The sequence below is a fragment of the Candidatus Neomarinimicrobiota bacterium genome (assembly GCA_016784545.1).
Classification (GTDB): domain Bacteria; phylum Fidelibacterota; class UBA8477; order UBA8477; family JABMPR01; genus JABMPR01.
The window spans coordinates 21,248-38,861 of sequence record JADHUM010000017.1 but is presented as its reverse complement, the minus strand read 5'-3'; the positions used below and the strand labels follow the sequence as shown (position 1 = coordinate 38,861).

At 45.8% G+C, this 17,614-nt stretch carries 16 protein-coding genes; 4 read left to right on the top strand and 12 right to left on the bottom strand.

Annotated elements, in window-relative coordinates; translation table 11 throughout:
• Positions 1–78 precede the first annotated feature (78 nt).
• Positions 79–906 carry an alpha/beta hydrolase gene (locus ISR87_05615; GenBank protein ID MBL7024915.1) on the bottom strand — a complete coding sequence of 276 codons (828 nt, stop codon included), beginning with the start codon at positions 904–906 and terminating at the stop codon, positions 79–81.
• The gene (locus tag ISR87_05610; protein ID MBL7024914.1) at positions 907–1,248 is read right to left on the bottom strand and encodes a hypothetical protein; all 342 of its coding nucleotides are present in this window, start codon (positions 1,246–1,248) and stop codon (positions 907–909) included. It abuts the gene before it with no gap.
• A gap of 183 nt (positions 1,249–1,431) precedes the next feature.
• On the opposite strand from ISR87_05610, the gene buk reads away from it, so the two are divergent.
• The 4 genes from buk to ISR87_05590 all read left to right on the top strand — a co-directional run bounded on the left by buk (position 1,432) and on the right by ISR87_05590 (position 3,727).
• Positions 1,432–2,511 (top strand): butyrate kinase, encoded by a 1,080-nt coding sequence (gene buk, locus ISR87_05605; protein ID MBL7024913.1) that lies wholly within the window; start codon positions 1,432–1,434, stop codon positions 2,509–2,511.
• 25 nt (positions 2,512–2,536) lie between these two features.
• The gene (locus ISR87_05600; GenBank protein ID MBL7024912.1) at positions 2,537–2,968 is read left to right on the top strand and encodes a GNAT family N-acetyltransferase; all 432 of its coding nucleotides are present in this window, start codon (positions 2,537–2,539) and stop codon (positions 2,966–2,968) included.
• A 109-nt stretch (positions 2,969–3,077) separates the two neighbouring features.
• Positions 3,078–3,506, top strand: a complete 429-nt coding sequence (locus ISR87_05595; protein ID MBL7024911.1) for a hypothetical protein — start codon at positions 3,078–3,080, stop codon at positions 3,504–3,506.
• Positions 3,506–3,727 (top strand): helix-turn-helix transcriptional regulator, encoded by a 222-nt coding sequence (locus ISR87_05590; GenBank protein MBL7024910.1) that lies wholly within the window; start codon positions 3,506–3,508, stop codon positions 3,725–3,727. The genes ISR87_05595 and ISR87_05590 overlap by 1 nt, the downstream gene beginning before the upstream one ends.
• Positions 3,728–3,757: 30 nt before the next feature.
• Here the strand turns inward: ISR87_05590 and ISR87_05585 are convergent, their stop codons facing one another.
• From ISR87_05585 to ISR87_05540, 10 genes are all read right to left on the bottom strand, one after another.
• On the bottom strand, positions 3,758–6,097 hold the full coding sequence (locus tag ISR87_05585) for a family 20 glycosylhydrolase (GenBank protein ID MBL7024909.1): 2,340 nt from the start codon (positions 6,095–6,097) through the stop codon (positions 3,758–3,760).
• Between the two features lie 11 nt (positions 6,098–6,108).
• Positions 6,109–8,157: a glycoside hydrolase family 97 protein gene (locus ISR87_05580; GenBank protein MBL7024908.1), complete on the bottom strand. Its 2,049-nt coding sequence runs from the start codon at positions 8,155–8,157 to the stop codon at positions 6,109–6,111.
• Positions 8,158–8,215: 58 nt separating this feature from the next.
• Positions 8,216–8,830 (bottom strand): hypothetical protein, encoded by a 615-nt coding sequence (locus ISR87_05575; protein MBL7024907.1) that lies wholly within the window; start codon positions 8,828–8,830, stop codon positions 8,216–8,218.
• Entirely contained in the window at positions 8,830–9,261 is a 432-nt protein-coding gene (locus ISR87_05570) for a DUF1232 domain-containing protein (GenBank protein MBL7024906.1), read from the bottom strand. Before ISR87_05570 ends, ISR87_05575 begins: the two co-directional genes overlap by 1 nt.
• A 28-nt stretch (positions 9,262–9,289) precedes the next feature.
• Positions 9,290–10,399 (bottom strand): T9SS type A sorting domain-containing protein, encoded by a 1,110-nt coding sequence (locus ISR87_05565; GenBank protein MBL7024905.1) that lies wholly within the window; start codon positions 10,397–10,399, stop codon positions 9,290–9,292.
• Between the two features lie 128 nt (positions 10,400–10,527).
• The gene (locus ISR87_05560) at positions 10,528–11,688 is read right to left on the bottom strand and encodes an aminotransferase class V-fold PLP-dependent enzyme (GenBank protein MBL7024904.1); all 1,161 of its coding nucleotides are present in this window, start codon (positions 11,686–11,688) and stop codon (positions 10,528–10,530) included.
• A gap of 105 nt (positions 11,689–11,793) precedes the next feature.
• Positions 11,794–12,252, bottom strand: coding sequence for a GreA/GreB family elongation factor (locus ISR87_05555; protein MBL7024903.1), 459 nt, complete (start codon positions 12,250–12,252; stop codon positions 11,794–11,796).
• A 178-nt stretch (positions 12,253–12,430) separates the two neighbouring features.
• Positions 12,431–13,450, bottom strand: a complete 1,020-nt coding sequence (locus ISR87_05550) for a DUF2804 domain-containing protein (protein MBL7024902.1) — start codon at positions 13,448–13,450, stop codon at positions 12,431–12,433.
• Positions 13,451–13,563: 113 nt separating this feature from the next.
• A complete protein-coding gene (locus ISR87_05545; protein MBL7024901.1) occupies positions 13,564–15,681 on the bottom strand; it encodes a hypothetical protein in 2,118 nt (705 codons plus the stop codon).
• Positions 15,596–17,611: a hypothetical protein gene (locus tag ISR87_05540; protein ID MBL7024900.1), complete on the bottom strand. Its 2,016-nt coding sequence runs from the start codon at positions 17,609–17,611 to the stop codon at positions 15,596–15,598. Before ISR87_05540 ends, ISR87_05545 begins: the two co-directional genes overlap by 86 nt.
• Between the last annotated feature and the right edge of the window lie 3 nt (positions 17,612–17,614).

Genomic DNA, 17,614 nt, shown 5'->3' with positions numbered 1-17,614 from the left:
TGATGGACAACTATGGGTCTAAAAATATGCAGTGTAAGAATTTCCGCAAGTACTGATTACTAGGCAGGCTGCTGAAGTCTAGAGACGATGGGGTTTACCCACATGTTTATCCAGAACCCATGTAACCGACCAATTGTGACCCAGGCGATGTCCATCCATGGTAGGCGGCAATTCATGAGATTGATAAAATGGCAAATCCACTTCCTGGGGATCACTGGCCAAATCTCTGAATGCTCCATCCTGGGCATGGACGGTTTTATGTTGAATGAGACGAACCGATTTATTCCACTCAGGGTATATCAGCTTATCGCCAACATCATAGCTCAATTTTTCACATTCATCCAGTAGTTTTGGAAAACCGCTCAATGGCGCTGCAATAACATGGATATCGGTCTTTAGCTTCCCAAGTCCAGAGGCTGCATATGTCACCACCATCCCTCCGTATGAGTGAGCAAAAATGACCACTTCCTGGTAATTTCCCAGCTTCTCCAATTTTTTTATCTCAGTGGTAAAATTCTCTGCTATCTGGTCAGGACATTGTTCCCAATCATATCTGAAAAAGAATACGGACCCATAATGACCCGCCAGATTTTTTAAGCCAGTAATCCACTCATAACCCCTTGAGTCATATCCATGAACAGCCATGACCAAAACACTGTCATTTGTCTGCTCACCATCTCTTAATTCGATGACCCCCAGTGGCAGCTCCATGAGGTGATGTCCGGCAGCTGTTATTTCAGTTCCCTCACCAAAAAGTTGTACATCAAGGATTGGGATGTCGCCGATAGCTCTATGAGACGTATCAGGTGTCCCTGAAGTTCCTGGCGTGCCTCCTCCGCAGGATGACAGAATTACCAGGATGCTGATTACGCTTAATGATCGGTAAAATGTTGATTGAATGGACATTCACTCTCCAATTTTATTAAAGTGTCGGCCGGCTCTTGCACTTGCCAGGCCAGGTAAAAAAACGGTGGTTAGAAAGACGATTGACATCTCAAGGTTTCCCCCAAGAATACCTAGAATACCAGTCATCATAAGGACGAATCCCAGGAGGAAAAAACCGAACTGAAGCAGTTGTCGTGTCTTTGGATTGGTAAGTTTTATTCTATGTCTGAACATGATAGCCATGGACCCCAGGAAAAGATAATAGGCCACAAATGTAATTATTGTTTTCTGGTCTAGCTCTGAGGATTGAAAGGCTATGATTGCTATGATCAGCGACAGTCCAAATGTGAGGAACAATTGCATACCTGGGTCTAACCACTTCGAGCTCTTAAACGATGCTTCCATTGAACAATATAGTGAGCTCAGATAGAAGGTCATACTCATATCAAAACCCGCTCTATAAAATCTGAATATTTTGACCAAGATTCGCGTGTATTATGAGTTCAGATACTTAATTTCGTACCGATTTAAAATGAGAGGGTGCATATGCTTAACCGAGGTCACATCCTGATCATCAATCCTGGCTCCACATCTACAAAACTGGCAATCTACAGTTTTGACACCGTGAAAGAGCAAGTCCTTATAGTGGATGAATCCATAGTGGTTCATTCCGGTTTGGAGGGAAGCACTACTGAGCAATTGGATACACGTTATGAGGATGTAGATCGTTTTCTTGCGTCAACAAAGATTGAGGTTCAAATCATCATGGCCAGAGGGGCCCCCTTGCATCCCCTTCAAGGCGGTAGTTATGAAGTCAATGATCTCATGCTTGATGATCTCAGGACGAACAAATATTCTCACCATGCCAGCAATCTCGCCGCCCTCATTGGTGAGCGAATCGGCAAAAAGTATAATAAGCCGGTCTTTATCACCGATCCAATCACATCAGATGAATTCGAGCCTATTGCGCGAATTTCAGGGGTGCCAGGTATTCAGCGGAAATCTCGCAGCCATGCTCTTAACATTAAAGCCAGTTTGAGAAAACTTTGTGTACGCCTGGACAAGGACTATGAGGAGAGTTCCTGGGTCGTCTGTCATATGGGGGGTGGAATCTCAGTTGCAGCAGTGCGCAATGGCCACATAATTGATGTCAATGATGCCCTCCTAGGTATGGGACCGTTTAGCCCGGAGCGAGCCGGGGCACTGCCCACCTCAGGGATTTTGGATCTGGTATTTGAGGCAAATTATGACCGCTCCTCGATTGAGGATTTACTCTCAAAAGAGAGCGGTTTAAAAGGGTATCTCGGTACCGCTGATCTCCAGCAAGTTGAGCAAAAAATTCAGATCGGTGATGCTGAGGCAGATCTCATTTTTCAAGCCATGGTATATCAGATGGCCAAAGAAATAGCCGCCATGGCTTCTGTGCTAAAATTTGAGTTGGATGGGATTCTGCTTACTGGCGGAATGGCAAATTCTCAACTGTTGTGCGATTCTATCTCTGAGCGTGTCCAGGCACTTACTGAAATATTCGTTGAGCCCGGGGAGAATGAAATGGAAGCATTGGCCTCAGCCGGACTCCGGATCTTATCAGGCACAGAAGAAGTAAAGCACTACACCCGAGAGTAGGGATATTCAACAGCCTGCCCGACATATGACAATCCGAATTGCACAGCTACATGATCTTGAACCCTGCGTTGCCATTGACGCTCCAAATTTCAATATCTTTGATCGTGAAAAACGGCGAAAACATTTTCTTCATATGATCCCCAGAAAAATGATGCTGGTCCTGGAAATGGATTCCAGAATTGTTGGCTATGCCACCTTTGACTCAGATTGGTTTGGCTGCACTTTCCTCAAATTGGTTGTCACCGACCATGCCTATCGTCGACGAGGTCTGGCCACAAAGCTCCTCCAGCATATTGAATTCAATCACTGCCCTTCAGGAAAACTCTTCAGTTCTACTGAAGTGGATAATGAGCCCTCAATTCAAATGCACAAGCAGTATGGATTCATTGAAAGTGGCTGGCTTGACAACTTGCCACAACCCCACCGAGAGATTTTCTACTTTAAACCAACTGCATAATCTATGGGGTAACGATGGTATAATTTCTCAGCGATTAATGTGTTGCCTGATGTTAATTATCTTTTACATTATGTATGCGTTTATTAACATCTAGTAAAGGGATATTAACATGAATTTATCATATCAGGAAAAAAGTATCTGGGCTTCCCTCATCATAACCTCCCTTATGTTTATCTATTATTTCAGCCGAGTCTTGGGTGTTGTGGCGAATCCAGATATTCCTGAGAGTAGTCTGATCATCGTATTCATTGGAGTAATTACAGTCACCATATTTGCTCAGATTGTCATTCAGAGCATCATGGCCATCATTTATCGTGATGAAGTCAAGGATGGTGGAGATGAGCGGGAAAGTCTTATCAGGTTAAAAGCCACCAGCATCTCACATTATGTCCTGATTTCAGGTGTGTGGATCGCCTGCATGACCTTCTACCTCAATCCATCAGCGCTCATGCTCATGAATGTATTCATCGTCTTTTTTGTGGTTTCTGAAATCGTTGGTTTTGTAACTCAGCTTATCTATTACCAACGAGGTGTGTAATGGCTTTTTGCAGCATTCGAAACAATATGCGAAAGCTAAGATTCAATCGTGGTGAAATGACCCAGCAGGAACTTGCCAAAAACATCGGGGTGTCCAGACAGACGATAATTGCCATCGAAGCCCGGAAATACTCGCCCACCCTGGAGTTGGCTTTTAAGATTGCAGGGGTGTTTCAAGTCCCACTGGAAGAGATTTTCCAGTATGAACCAGAGAAATCCTAAGAATCACCACACTGATGGACCTTAAGCTTGCTAGCGGACCATCACTTCATCACAGAATATCCAGGATTTCTCACCAGCTCCTGGATGCCATTCTGGACATACCCCTCGATTTTTAGCCAGAACTCGGATATAACGTGTTGTCTCTGTTGGAAAATCGGCAGTCAATCGATTGATAGAAACATCCTCGCTATTATCAGACACCTCATTTTCAACTCGTTGGATAACTCTCCATATCTCACCATCCGGTGAAAAACTTACCTCCAGATACTCAGGCATAAATATCCAGGCTTTGGTTGATTGCAGAAAATTCACTTCAGTCCGAAAGATTTCTTTGCTCTCTCCCAGGTCAAGAATGAGTTCCAGGTCATTTCCTTCAAAACCCTGCCAGGTACCATCCTTTGAGTTATCCGACCCCAGAATTCCATCAACCAGACCCTGATCGCCACCACCCGTGTAGCGTACATGATATTTCATCATATATGACGTGCTGCTGCCCAGAGCTTTGTGAAAGGAGAAATCTCTTTCTGCAATGCGCCCCATGCTTGTGGGACCATCAAAAATCCCGGCTCGAATTTTAGCATCCTGCCTGATGACCAACTTACCTGTGTATAACAGGGAGCTCTCATCAGGGTCCCTACCATCAAGAGTATAGCGAACATCGTACTTTGTTTGTTCCGCAATTAACTGGACTTCCACTTCATCCTTTTGCAGAGGCCGTCCTGGTACAATATCTACCAGAAAGGTGCCTGGACTGTAGTTCCACCCCAGTGTCTCGAATCGAGGCAATAAACTTTGCAGCCGTTTTTGAAAGCCAGGCCAATCCCGCTGATCTTTTGCAGACCATAGCACCTCTGATAATGCAGTCATTCTCGGGAGCACCATATATTCTGCGTGTGAGGTGGTCTTGATGAACTCCGTCCACAAATTAGCCTGGGATCCCAATACAAATTTCGCTTCCTCAGCATTTAATGCTTCTGGAATGGGTTCATAGTCATACACTTTTTTGAGAGTTGTGTATCCGCCAATAGCCTGAGGTTCGGTTTTAGGGTCACCCTGGTAATAGTCAAAGTATACATGGGAAGTCGGCGTCATGATAACATCATGACCTGCCTTGGCAGCAGCCACGCCTCCCTTTACACCCCTCCAGGACATTACCGTTGCCCCTGGAGCCAATCCACCTTCAAGAATCTCATCCCATCCAATCAGCTGTTTACCCTTTGAGATGATGAATGTCTCCATTTTCTGGATAAACCAGCTTTGCAATTCATCCTCATCGGCCAGACCCTCAGTTTTGATCCGGTTCTGACATTTCTCACAAGTTTTCCAATATGTTTTTCGAGCCTCATCGCCCCCAATGTGAATATACCTTCCCGGGAATAAATCCACGACTTCATCCAGGATATTTTCAAGGAATACAAAGACCGAATCATTACCTGCGCAAAAAATGTCTTCTATGGGCCAGTAGCTGGCTGGACGTACTGGCAGGACCTCTCCCTTGCACGACAATTCAGGATAAGCCGCAAATATCTCAGAGGAATGTCCAGGCATTTCAATCTCAGGGACAATGGTGATCTGTCTTGCAGCGGCATAAGCCACAATCTGTCTGACTTCCTCCTGAGTATAGAATCCGCCATAGGTACTTTTTTCACCTTCTTTGATGGGCGTCCAATGCCGCCAGTCTTCATCATTCCGATCAACACGCCAGGCTGAAATTTCAGATAACTTCGGGTAACGCTTTATCTCAAGTCTCCAGCCGTGATCATCAGAAAGATGCCAATGAAATACATTCATTTTATGGAGGGCGATCATGTCGATATATTTTTTTACAAATTCCAGAGGGAAAAAATGACGTGAGACATCCAGATGCATGCCCCGCCATCCAAACCTGGGATAATCTTCAATATTGACGGCTTGAATTTTATGACCCACCAGGGTTGCAACACCCTGTTCAATAGACGGTGGTAAAAGTTGACGCAATGTCTGCATGCCGTAGAATATGCCAGGGTCATCCTGGGCCGTGATGCTGACTCCTTGACTACTCACTTGAAAATGATAGCCTTCTTCCGGCAAGTTGGCATCCTGGATGAGATCAATTTCAATATCTGCAGCTCCCTGCTTACCAACACCCAGGTTGGGAATCATTGACTTTAAATAATCTGTAAAAAATGCCTTGCTGGCAATCCCATCAGAAATCCAAACGGTTGTGGTCTGAGCAAAAACAAACTCACCCTTCTGTTCCAGTATGTGTTGTGGCTTGGGTATAATGTTCATATCCATACTTTCAGTTTTTGGTGCTCGTGGAGTTGAACAGGCCAGAAAGACCTGCATGATTGTCAATAATACAATCGTCTCTTTGGTAACAATTTTCATGGAAATCCCCTCTATGTTTTCACGCTCTGGTCCAGACGTAGCTTCGAGATGGAAACCAGGTCCTGGTCTATCTCAACCTCTGTAAGTGGCCGTAACCTGATAGCCATTCCCCCTCCAGGAGCTAATCTTGCTTTCAGTATATCAGTGTGTAAGACTTCATAAGACCCTATCCAGATTGGATATGGATTGGTATCCCAATGGGTATTTTCAGTATCCACATAGCATTCCGCTATCATTTTTCCCATAATCATCTGATCCATGGGAATTGCTACTTCTCGTGCATCCCCATTGGTAATGGCACCCAGGAACCATTCACTTCCATGGCGGCGAGCAATGGTGACAAACTTACCGATTTCGGCCTCCAGATAAAGAGTTTCATCCCAGTCCAGCTCAAGATCCCGGATGAACTGGAAGGCTGGCTGGTTATCATAATTCTCGGGTAGATCTGCCGCCATTTGAAGCGGACTATATAGAACCACCATGAGAGCAAGCTGCTTGGCCAATGTGGAGTGGACTCGGTTATCAGGTTTATATCGATCAAAGCGCAGGTCAAATATTCCAGGAGTGTAGTCCATGGGACCAGCCAGCAAACGGGTAAACGGTAGAATCGTGGTATGATTTGGAGGATTACCCTCGCTCCAGGCATTGTATTCCTGTCCCCGACCACCTTCACGTGTCATCATGTTTGGCCAGGTCCGCTCGATACCTGTGGGTTTGATAGGCTCATGTACATCAATACTCACCTGATATTGTGCTGCCATTTTGACGACCCGTCGGTAATGCTCAACCATCCACTGACCATGATGGTGTTGGCCAACTGGTCGAATTGCCCCAACATAGCCGGTTTTTACTGCAGGGATACCCAGGTCATGGGCATAGGCAAAGGCATCTTCAAGTTGACGTTCATAAAAATCTGCATCTGCACCCGTTTCATGGTGACCAATAATAAAGACGCCGCGTTCCCGGCCATAAGCTGTAATTTTCTCAATATCGTAGTCATCATAGGCTTGTGTCATAATAAAGGCATCGGGTTGCCCCCACCTTTCCCAACCAATATTCCAACCCTCGATGAGTAAGCCCTGAATTTGATTCTCTGCAGCGAAATCGATGTAGTGCATGGCATTTGATGTGGTTGCCCCGTGTTTGGGTCCTTGGACCCAGGTCTCTTTGTTGAGATGCATGCCCCACCAAATACCCATGTATTTCATGGGATGAATCCAGTCTGTATTCTCAATGGCACTGGGAGGATTGAGATTCAGGATCATACGGGATTTCAGCAAGTCTGTTGCCTGCTCACCAATGGTGATGGTCCGCCAGGGTGATGTCATCTGGCCTACCTGCTTGACTTTGTCTCCATCAGGCCAGGGAACCAGATCACTGATAAGGCTGAACTCAGCCTGTGGTGATTTGCGCAGGGTCATTCCGGGATAGTCTGTCAGATTGGCCTCATGCAAACTTACATGGAGACCATTGTCCATGATCATGGTAAAGGGAGTATTAACAACCTGGACTTCACCCAGGGGGGTTTGGGTATATAAGTATTCATAGCTATCATAGTCACCGGGAATCCACCAGGTCTCTGCATGCGTGGTAAAATTAAATTCAGACAATTCTTCAATCACAAAAATTGAATCAATTCCTGGTTGTGGTGGAATCTCATATCGAAACGCCACGCCATCATTTAAAACACGGAACGTCAGATTGAGTTGCCGATGGGGAACAAACTGTTCTCTCAGTTCAAGCTTGATGCTCCTGCTCAAGGAATGGATGGACTTTTCCTGTCCCCAGACGGGCTCCCAACGTTCTTCAAGCATCTCTGTTTTGGAATTCATCAGCTGAAAGGGACCCACCAGATCTGGTTGTTTTCGAAAACGATATCCCAGGGTTGAGGGGTTGATTAAATATTTCCCATCAACCAGGATGGCGTAGGAGGGCATCCCCTGATTAAGTTTCAACTCAACCTGAATTTTATCATCCGGGCTGGATACGATGATGTCTTGTGGAATCTCTGGTTTACATGCGATTAAAAATAGTATGCTGAGAATGAGGGCTTTATTCAATCTGTTCCCACCTTACAATCAGTTATTCTGATCTAAAAATCCTGAATATCAGAGGTTGTTATGGATCTACCTTCTCAACCCATTGGGTTTTGCCATCGCGGTCACAGAGCAAGACCATTCCAGTGCTGGAATTACCTGTCCCCAGGTAAGCGCTCATTTTCCCATATTCATTGGCTGTTCGGAGAAATCCATTACCTGCAGTGCCAGTACCTAAAAATGCGGTCTCATTTCCAACTTCATTGTAGGTTGTGAGTTGACCCCCACCTTTCTCACTCGTGCCGAGGTAGACAGTAGGAGATTCATTCTTATCAAAGGTACGAATAAATCCACCACCCATTTCACCAGTTCCCAGGTGGGCACTCATCTTCCCTTCCTGGTTGTAAGCAACAAAACCTCCCTGCCCATCCTCATTTGCACCCAGTGTCATAGATGGTGCTCCCAGGGCATTTTTGAGCATGATGGTGCCACCACCTTGACCTGAGCCTGATATGAGAACGGTATTTTCGCCAGCATGGGACAGAATTCTCAGCCCGCCCCCCTCGCGAATCGTAACGGAACTCACACTGAGATCACCCATCTCAGGTTCATTTTGTCGGGCTGACATAAGTGACATGAATAGCAAAGTGGCCAGCACGCCAATGAGTATGCTTTTTACATCAAATTGCTTTTTCATTACTTCACCATCCCCTTGAGTTTATCCCAAATTTTATTTCCCAGCATGTCAGCAGCTACATCCACTATCTGTTGTACCAATTCCAGTATGTTCTGCTCGCCGGCCCAGTGTCTGGTAACGATAGTGGGCTCACAATTCTTCATGACTGAATTAATGACATAGGCTGCCAGCGCAACATCATCCAAATATCCCAGAGGTCCAAAAAGCGCTTCAGGGATAAGATCTATGGGGGAGATAAAGTATGCCAAGGCACCAGCAATTTTGGCTTTTTCTGAACTGGGAACCTCTTTGTCCATGGCCAACTTTGCCAGTAGATGGAAGAGATCCGGCGCTAATAGCAGATACTCTGACCACTGGCTCTCTTTTCCAGTTTTGGTTTGGATCCATTCCCGAATGTCCAATCTCATTTTTTGGTAAAAATCCTGATTCATGATTCTACCCTCCCGTGGGTGATGTATTTTATTTGAGCAAAGTTAATTTTTTTACCTGCTGTTGCGCAGATGTTTGCAGGACGAATAAATATACCCCTGAACTGACCTCATCTCCATTTTGGTTTGTCCCGTTCCAGGTGAGCAAATGCTCTCCGCTCCCAAAATCGCCCTGAGCAAGCGTGGATACAAGCCTTCCCTGCGTGTCATAAATAATCAAACTAGTATGCATATTTTGTTCCAGATGAAATTGAAGGGAAATCTGAGCATTAAAGGGGTTGGGAAAGGCATCAATTTGGAATTGACTGGGAACCTCGATCTCATCAACATCTACACCTTCAGGGTAGGGCGACCCTGCATTTACCCAGGCTGTATACCAGATACTTGCCAGGTCGACAGCTGCACGATTCAAACTCCAGGTGGTGGTATCTCCTAGATCATCCCACATCATGGAATAATAGGTATCGTTGTGGTTTGGATCAACAAGGTATGCTCTATCATCAGCTGCCATGATCAGATCAACCAGAGGGAAAATTTCCTCGATATAGTTAAAAACAGAGTCGATGGGGCTCTCCCAGTAGTGTGCTATTGAATCTGGGAAGGATATCTCATCCAGACGAGGATTCATCATCTGGGTCTCATATCGTGAATGAATGCCATAGTTACCGGAGAGTTGCCCATTGTAATTCAGGGTGAGGTGTAAGGCCTGGTGTGAATCACCAACATAGTGACCCAGTTCAGCAGCAACCTGCCAGACATCATTCCAGTTTCCATCTCCCATAAGAGTTGTCAGGTCATCCAACCACCATTCGATCACCCAGGGTACCAATCCATTGTCCTCCATTGTACCCTGGCCATACAAATCAATCATCCCCTGCCAGGTATGCGGAAGGGTACCAGCAAAAAATTCAGGATAATAATCAATATCGATATAGTGATAGTATCCAGGATCATCATCCGTATCGGGATCAGCGGAGTGGTCAGACAAGTAGTTCCGGTGATCCATAAAGAAGGACATGGATTCAGGGAGATGATTGACTGCTGCATCGTTAATAAAACGATGAGAACCCCAGCCCCAACGCCCAAAAAGATTTGTGATTGTCAATAACGTGACCAAAAGAATGAGTATATATTTTTTCAAGTATCTAGTTCCATATGAATTCATTTTTAAATGTCTGACAATATTGGGGTAAATCCTTTAAAAGCACAATGAAAAGACAGGTCGTGTCCAGGATATTGTAAGGAGAGTCTCTTTATTGACAGTTAAATCTAGCGATTTAGATGATGGCTTATGGCATGGAGCAACAAGTCCATTTCATCTGGAGTGTTGTAGGCGTTAAAGCTGAGTCTTAGGATAGACTCCTCCCGCCATTTAGTGATCATGGCCTCAATCTTGTGTTCATCCCATAAGGTCTGCCAGAGTTTCCCCGGGTTTGAGTCGGTGGGTAGCAGAACACTGGCAAGCTGGGCCAGCCAGGATTCATTGCATATCAATTCTCGCTTGAGACTTGTGGCAAATAGTTCTCGATACTCGTACAGAAGATTCCTTGATTCTGACATCCGGGTTTGCCAGTCGTGTTTCTCCCGAAACTTCAGAGCCGTTGGTATGCACAAGAAGCCTGCCATATCCCGCGTACCCCACATTTCGTGTCGCAAGGAAAAGGAGGGTTGGTTGATTTCTGCCCAACTAATTACCAGAGGTTCAAATGCTTCTCTCTGGGTAGCGTGGACATGCAAAAAAGCAGTTCCCTTGGGGGTGAGTAGCCACTTATGACAATTGCTGGTGTAAAAATCAGCATCTATTTCTTCAAGGTCCATAGCGAGCTGCCCAACCGCATGGGCGCCGTCAATCACGGTGATAATCCCAGCTTTCCTGGCTCGTGCGCATATCTCTTTAACGGGTAAAACCAGGGCGGTGGCCGAGGTGATATGACTCATTAAAATCAGTTTTGTACGGGGAGTTACCTGTTTCCAGAAATAGTCGACAAATTCAGCCTGTGTGGTGACAGGCAGATCAATTGCTACCTTAGTAAGCATGGCATCGTTCTGAGCGCATTTTCGAGCCCATGAGGCCATAATGGTGCCATACTCATGATCTGTGGTCAGAACTTCGTCATGGGGTTCAAGTTGAATGGAATGGGCAATGGCATTCAGGGCAACCGTCACATTGGGCGTGAAAATCAAGCCTTCTGCATCTGCGTTGACAAAGTGGGCCAGTTCTGTTCGGGCTTTTTCCAGGGGGCCACTGGCTGCCTTGCCAAAGAGGCCTTTCAGTTGCCGGGTAAAGTAATCAATGGGGTTCCGTTCAAGAATACGCTGCCAGTTTTGGTAATCTTCAAAAACCTCTTTGGGGCAGGCACCAAATGATCCGTGGTTCAGATAGTGAATATCTGGATCGAGGAGGAATTCTGATCTGAGATTGGCCAGCATGTTTTCTCCCTTAAATGATATGGTGTTTTTGTAAGATTCCCAAACTTCTAAAAAAGAAAATCCCCCTGAATCCAGAGGGATTATTTGTGTGTGCTAAATTCTATATTATTTCAGCAGTTGAATATCCAGAATAGTCAAGGTTTTGACACCATCAGGCAGATCAAGAGTCAGCGTATCACCAACCTTTTTGCCCAGAACTCGTTGAGCAAAGGGAGATGCCGTCGTGACAATATTTTCGTATAATTCCAATTCGTATTCTGCAGCACCAGCCATTGAAACCGTGATTGGATTTTCACCATCAGTATAGGTAACCTGCGTTCCAAAGGACACGCGATCAGCCTTTACATCCCCAGGCTCCACAACTTCTTCATCCAGGTGTTTTTCGAAACGATGACGCTTGTTATGCAAGTGCGCCTGATTGTCTTTGGCAGCATGGTATTCGGCATTCTCTTTCAAATCTCCAAAATCGGCTGCTCTTTTTATGTCTTTTGTATTCTGCTTGATTTCAGCATTTATCTCATGAATTCTCTCAACAATCATATTGTAGGTACTGCGGTATATCATTCTTTTCGCCTTTTATCTTATTCCTGATTTCTTCAACCAGCTACTCTATATTTAAGTTCTAATAAACTCATTTTTGCCGGGTCTCCAGTATAATCGACAGGTATGCATCAGTCCAGCATTTAGGAGTCTGCCCGTCATGAGGATTCTGCCTGCTCATAAATCCACAAATCCATGTCCATCACCAGCGATTCTTCACTTTTTCAGCAAAGCCCAGGAGGTTCTCAATCTGTAAAACAGTTCCATCATCCAGGGTAACCTGACCAGAAAAAGTTCCAAAGACCTGGTGCTGCCAGGATTGGATGATCAGCAAATTGGTATTTGAATAACGATCGAGGATGGGTGCAAAATCCAATTCAAGACGACCGTCATTACTGGAAAACTGCCAGGGTTTTAAAAAGTCATTCTCTGGGATATGAAAACTGACTGCATCCAATTTGTGACCCCGGCCATCCAGATAAATGATGTTCTCAGAAGCAGCTGAAGCGTCCCCAAAACCGTAACCAATGTTCAGTCCAAAACGTTGTCCCCCAACCATCCCAGATGCTGACCCCCAATACCAGGTGTTGGAGTAGGTCCAGACACCCCGGCCCCAATCCAGTACACCAAATGCCTTCTGACCAGTGAACACCAGCTCTCGATCTCCAAGTGTAAAGCTACCCCTGGCGGGCATACAATTAATCTTATGGTTATAGTAAAATGCCTTTGGGTTTTCCGGAAAAGGTGTGGCAATGAGCAGGGAGTCATCATGGGGCTGGTCCAGCTCAACACTTCCGCGTAAATCTTGTCCAGGTTGGAAATGCTTCCACTCAATTTCAATCACTCGGGATGTCTCTTTCCTAATAAATCGCAGGTTAAGATTCTTGTTTTGGAATATAACATCCCCCTGTTTACTGGATTCTGGCATCTTGAAGCCACCCTGGGGAAGCAGGGTCATCACTGAATTTGAAATCTCCTCAGCGGATGTAAAATCGAACACCGTTGCTGCCACAAAGCCGATATAGCCCAGATCTGAAACAGTAAATGAGATGCCCCCATCATCAGATAAAATGGCGTAATAGTCCCATTCCTTGATCTTAAAAGCCGGTGCAGCAATGTCCTGGCGATGATAATCCAGAATCATATCTCTGGCCCAACCGCGCTGGATAAGCTCACCCTGCCCGTTGAGTAATTTTGAAGATTTGAGAATCTCGTTCTGCATGGAGCCCCCTATAAATAATTAAAATCAAATATGTGAGATGGCAGCCTGCTAAGCAATGATTCTCTTGCCTGGGATGTAAGATTTAGGGAATTCTCGGGCGAAAGTCCGCCTATTTAAAAGATGATATCTGCCTGGATTTGACTGGCATATCTCGTGATCATATCAGCGTATTTGGGGTGATCTCTAAGGGCATCGTATTCTGGTTCCAGTATCAGCAAGGCCAGACAAAAATCGCCAGGTGCAGCAAGGGTTTTGTCCAGGTAGTAGAGGGCTTGATCATAATCCCCCACCATGATAAATAAGCTGGCCAACTGATCCCATAGCTGGTTTCCCGATACCCCATCAGAGGTTATTTTGGTCATGTCCAGGAGCTTGTCTGCCGACATTCTGGCACCTCTCAGATTTCCTGCCCCAGCCTGGGTGACACCATAATCAACCAAATTCAACCAGTGGTCCGGGTCTCGCTGAAGGGCAACCAGAGCCGTGTCTCTGGCCAATCCGTAATAGTGCCTGGAGGAGTCGATTAATCCCTCCAGTCTAAAGTAGAAGGCCTTGTCTTCCATTTTATCAGCAGGACCACGATATTTATCTGCTTGCACAAGTTCTCTGGCCGTTGGGAAATCTCTTGATAAATAGGCCTTCATCTCACGAGCGGGAGCCATGGTTTCTGCCCCATACTCCTCAATCAATTCACCAAGGATTGGCTCAGCAAGTGACAGATCACCTGTTGACGAAATAGTCAGAAAGTACCTCAGCTCAACCAGGACCGGATTTCGTCCGACCAATGTGATCATCTGTTCCAGATATTTCCTGGTTTTTTGCCAGTCACGAGTAAACAGAGTGTTTTCAGCAACCGTGTTGGTCTTGCCTGCAGATCGAGGATCCAGATTTACGGCTCTCTCAAAGTATTCCGTTGCTTCATTCCACAAGCCCATACGTCGTTTCACCAACCCAATGGCCAGAAAAAGGTCGCTGTTGTTGGGCTGACTGATGCGAGCGATTTCAAATTCTGCCAGTGCCGATTCAAAATCACGATCTGAATAATAGTGGTAGTATCCCTTTGCCAGATGATAGTCTGGAGATTCTGAATCCAGGGAGGCCAGTTTTACCAGATAATCCTGAGCTTTTTGTAAATATTTGCCATCTGGGTCATAGCCAGCAAAATATTCATAGGCATACAGGCGGATGAGCCTGGCATAGGGCAGGGTAAACAAGGGGTCCAGACGGATGGCTTCTTCATAGAGTGTGATAACGGTATCGCCTTCATCGAATTGTTTATCCCCAAGGATATTTGCTCTGAGATAAAGATCCCAGGCAGCTTGGTTGTCTGTGGGTCGGGTGGAAAGGTAGTCCTCTTCTGCAGGGGTAAGTGAGGCCTTGAGCGCGCTGGCTATGGATCTGGCAACTTCGGTCTGCAGGGAGAAAACATTCTTGTAATCACGATCAAAAGTTTCCGCCCAGAGGTGCTCATCAGTTTGAGCACGGATGAGCTGACCAATGATACGGACCTTATCCCCTATCTGCTGAACACTTCCTTCCAAAATATTTGCAACTCCCAACTCAGCAGCAATCACAGGAATAGATTTGTCGCTGTTTCGATACTGAATGGTTGAGGTTCTGGAGATAACTTTTAGATCTCTAACCTTAGCCAATTGAGTCAAAATGACATCTGTGATACCATCTGCGAAGAATGAAGATTCCTCACTGGAATTGAAATTGGTAAAGGGCAACACCGCGATAGATTTGGGGTTGATTTGCAGCTCAGCAGGTGATTCACTGGAATCCCATATATTTGGGATCACCAAAAGGGTAAGTATGATACCTGCCAGGACAGCAATGATGATGTTGCTGGTCAGTGGCTTCTGATTCACTGTTTGGGGGAGATCAGAATCCTGGGCTTTGTCCATTCCATCCGGGGTAATTTCATAGAACCAGGATAAAAACAGGGCCGCAGGAAAGCCGGCAGCCAGCATGCCCAGTATAAGTGATATGGTCCAATCAGGTATCCCCAATCTGGGGAATATCATATCGCATGCTTCCAGAATCACAAAGCCTGTACCCAGATATACAGTGGCCGCTCTGAGGACACGTCTGCGACGGAGCTCAGCGTAAAACGATGCTAATCTTGAGGGCTTGGTAGTCACTTTAACCAGATTGTTGTCCCAGCAATTTCTTAAAACCCGGATTGTCTCGAAGCGGATCGTAATAAGGATCAATAAGGAAGTCGACACGGTTAACCCAACAGGGGACACTTAGCACTTGTTCATAAATTTCAATCGCTTTCTCCTGATAGCCTGACCACATATAGATATCTCCGAGAATATTGAGTGCATCAGCACCTGCCAAAGCATCCCGACTCAAAGGCATCATTGCAACTGCTTTATTCCCCAACTGAATTGCTTCTTCCAACCTTCCCTGCATAGCAAGAGTCACCCCTTTATCAGCATAAGGTGCCCAATTCTCTGGTGTTTCAGCTAGCTCTACCTCAATGGCTACAATAACCGAATCTAAAGCCAATTTCAGCCTCGAGCCTCCAATGGAATGATAGAGAGTGACTAATTCCTCGCCAGCCAGATTGCCATCCTCGTAGGCGATAGCCAGGGCTCTGTCAAAATTTCGTTCCAGGCGTGCTTGTCTAAAACGCTTCGACCGATTTAGTTCTTTACCAGACCGGGCCACAATGTCATCCAGAACAGCTCGGGCATGTTGAATATCACCACCTGATTGCCAGAGTTCCAGATAATAGCGCCCTGTGGCAACCTCAGAACCCTGCCAGGAGGTGATCGCTTCCAGGCGCTCCTGATACTTCAGTGAGCTCCCCCAATCTCTCTGCATGGCAAAAATATCACGGGTTTCCGACACTTTCTGGGCATTATTTGGATCAAGGGAAACCGCCTTCTCCATGAAGCGAGTGGATTCCTCCCAGAGACCCAGTCGTCGCTTTATGTAGGCAATTCCAGCAAGGAGTTCTGTATTATTGGGTTGCATTTCAAGGGCCAGACTCATCTCTTCCATGGCTGCTTGATAATTTCTAAAGCCGTAGTATTGGAAATAACCTCGAGCCATATGTGTTTCTGGTGCATCAGAATGCAATGATTCAGCTTTTGCCAAAGCTTGCTTCGCTTTTTCAAATCTTTCGGGGCTAGGATCTGTCCCAGTCCCATCGAAATAAAACCAGGACTGTAGCCTGGTAAGAAGCACATAGGGTAGTAAAAAATTGCTGTCTTGAGCGATGGCTCTTTCAAGCTGAGTGATGACAGAATCTTTGTCTGCAATTTCAGCGTCATAAAGCAATTTCGCTTTCAAATACCACTCCCAGGCTTCGGGATCATCTGTATACCGTGATTCGATATAGGATGCTTCCCTGGGTGTCAAGCGAGCTTTTAGAGCTGAAGCAATTTTCTTGGCCACATCACTCTGAACAGCGAAAATATCCGCATAACCCCGGTCATAGGTTTCCGCCCATAGATGTTCATCGGTTTCAGCATTAATGAGCTGGGCTACAATACGAATTTGATCACCAGCCCGACGGACACTCCCCTCAAGGATGTGTGCCACTCCCAACTCTCTGGCAATATCTGAAATAAGCATAGTGGTTTCTTTGTACTGCATGACTGAGGTTCTGGAAATCACTTTTAGATCGGCGACCTTGGAAAGCTGGGTAAGAATATCATCATGCATGCCATCTGCGAAACTCTGATCATCCTCAGTTTTGGTAAAGGGTGTGAAGGGCAAAACAGCTATTGATTTGGAATCTAAAACCCCACCCGATTCTTCATTTGATGATCCCAAACGACCTGGCGAAAAGCTCTGGTAGCTTAGCAGCCCAGCTATAATGACCAACAGAACGACGATGGCAACATTACTGGTGAGGGGTTTCTCACCTGATGTTTGTTTCTCACCCTCCTTCGGGGACCGCCGAAGTCCATCTGGGGTCATTTGAAACATCCAGGCCAGACCCAGGGATATTGGCAACCCAAAGACAAGGATGGCCAGAATGATTTTGACGATGGTTTCGGAGAAGCCCAGCATGGGGATGATAATGGAAGATGATTCCAGAATAGCATAGCCGACACCCAGATACACAGCTGCAACCCGAAATACTCTCCGATTACGGAGTTCCTGGATCAGCTCGGACATTTTACCTTGAGAGGTGGTCATTGA

Excerpts from the sequence above, each read along its gene's own strand:
- ISR87_05615 (MBL7024915.1), bottom strand. The coding sequence starts at position 906 with ATGTCCATTCAATCAACATTTTACCGATCATTAAGCGTAATCAGCATC.
- ISR87_05610 (MBL7024914.1), bottom strand. The coding sequence starts at position 1,248 with ATGCAATTGTTCCTCACATTTGGACTGTCGCTGATCATAGCAATCATA.
- buk (MBL7024913.1), top strand. The coding sequence starts at position 1,432 with ATGCTTAACCGAGGTCACATCCTGATCATCAATCCTGGCTCCACATCT.
- ISR87_05600 (MBL7024912.1), top strand. The coding sequence starts at position 2,537 with ATGACAATCCGAATTGCACAGCTACATGATCTTGAACCCTGCGTTGCC.
- ISR87_05595 (MBL7024911.1), top strand. The coding sequence starts at position 3,078 with ATGAATTTATCATATCAGGAAAAAAGTATCTGGGCTTCCCTCATCATA.
- ISR87_05590 (MBL7024910.1), top strand. The coding sequence starts at position 3,506 with ATGGCTTTTTGCAGCATTCGAAACAATATGCGAAAGCTAAGATTCAAT.
- ISR87_05585 (MBL7024909.1), bottom strand. The coding sequence starts at position 6,097 with ATGAAAATTGTTACCAAAGAGACGATTGTATTATTGACAATCATGCAG.
- ISR87_05575 (MBL7024907.1), bottom strand. The coding sequence starts at position 8,830 with ATGAAAAAGCAATTTGATGTAAAAAGCATACTCATTGGCGTGCTGGCC.
- ISR87_05570 (MBL7024906.1), bottom strand. The coding sequence starts at position 9,261 with ATGAATCAGGATTTTTACCAAAAAATGAGATTGGACATTCGGGAATGG.
- ISR87_05560 (MBL7024904.1), bottom strand. The coding sequence starts at position 11,688 with ATGCTGGCCAATCTCAGATCAGAATTCCTCCTCGATCCAGATATTCAC.
- ISR87_05555 (MBL7024903.1), bottom strand. The coding sequence starts at position 12,252 with ATGATATACCGCAGTACCTACAATATGATTGTTGAGAGAATTCATGAG.
- ISR87_05550 (MBL7024902.1), bottom strand. The coding sequence starts at position 13,450 with ATGCAGAACGAGATTCTCAAATCTTCAAAATTACTCAACGGGCAGGGT.
- ISR87_05540 (MBL7024900.1), bottom strand. The coding sequence starts at position 17,611 with ATGACCACCTCTCAAGGTAAAATGTCCGAGCTGATCCAGGAACTCCGT.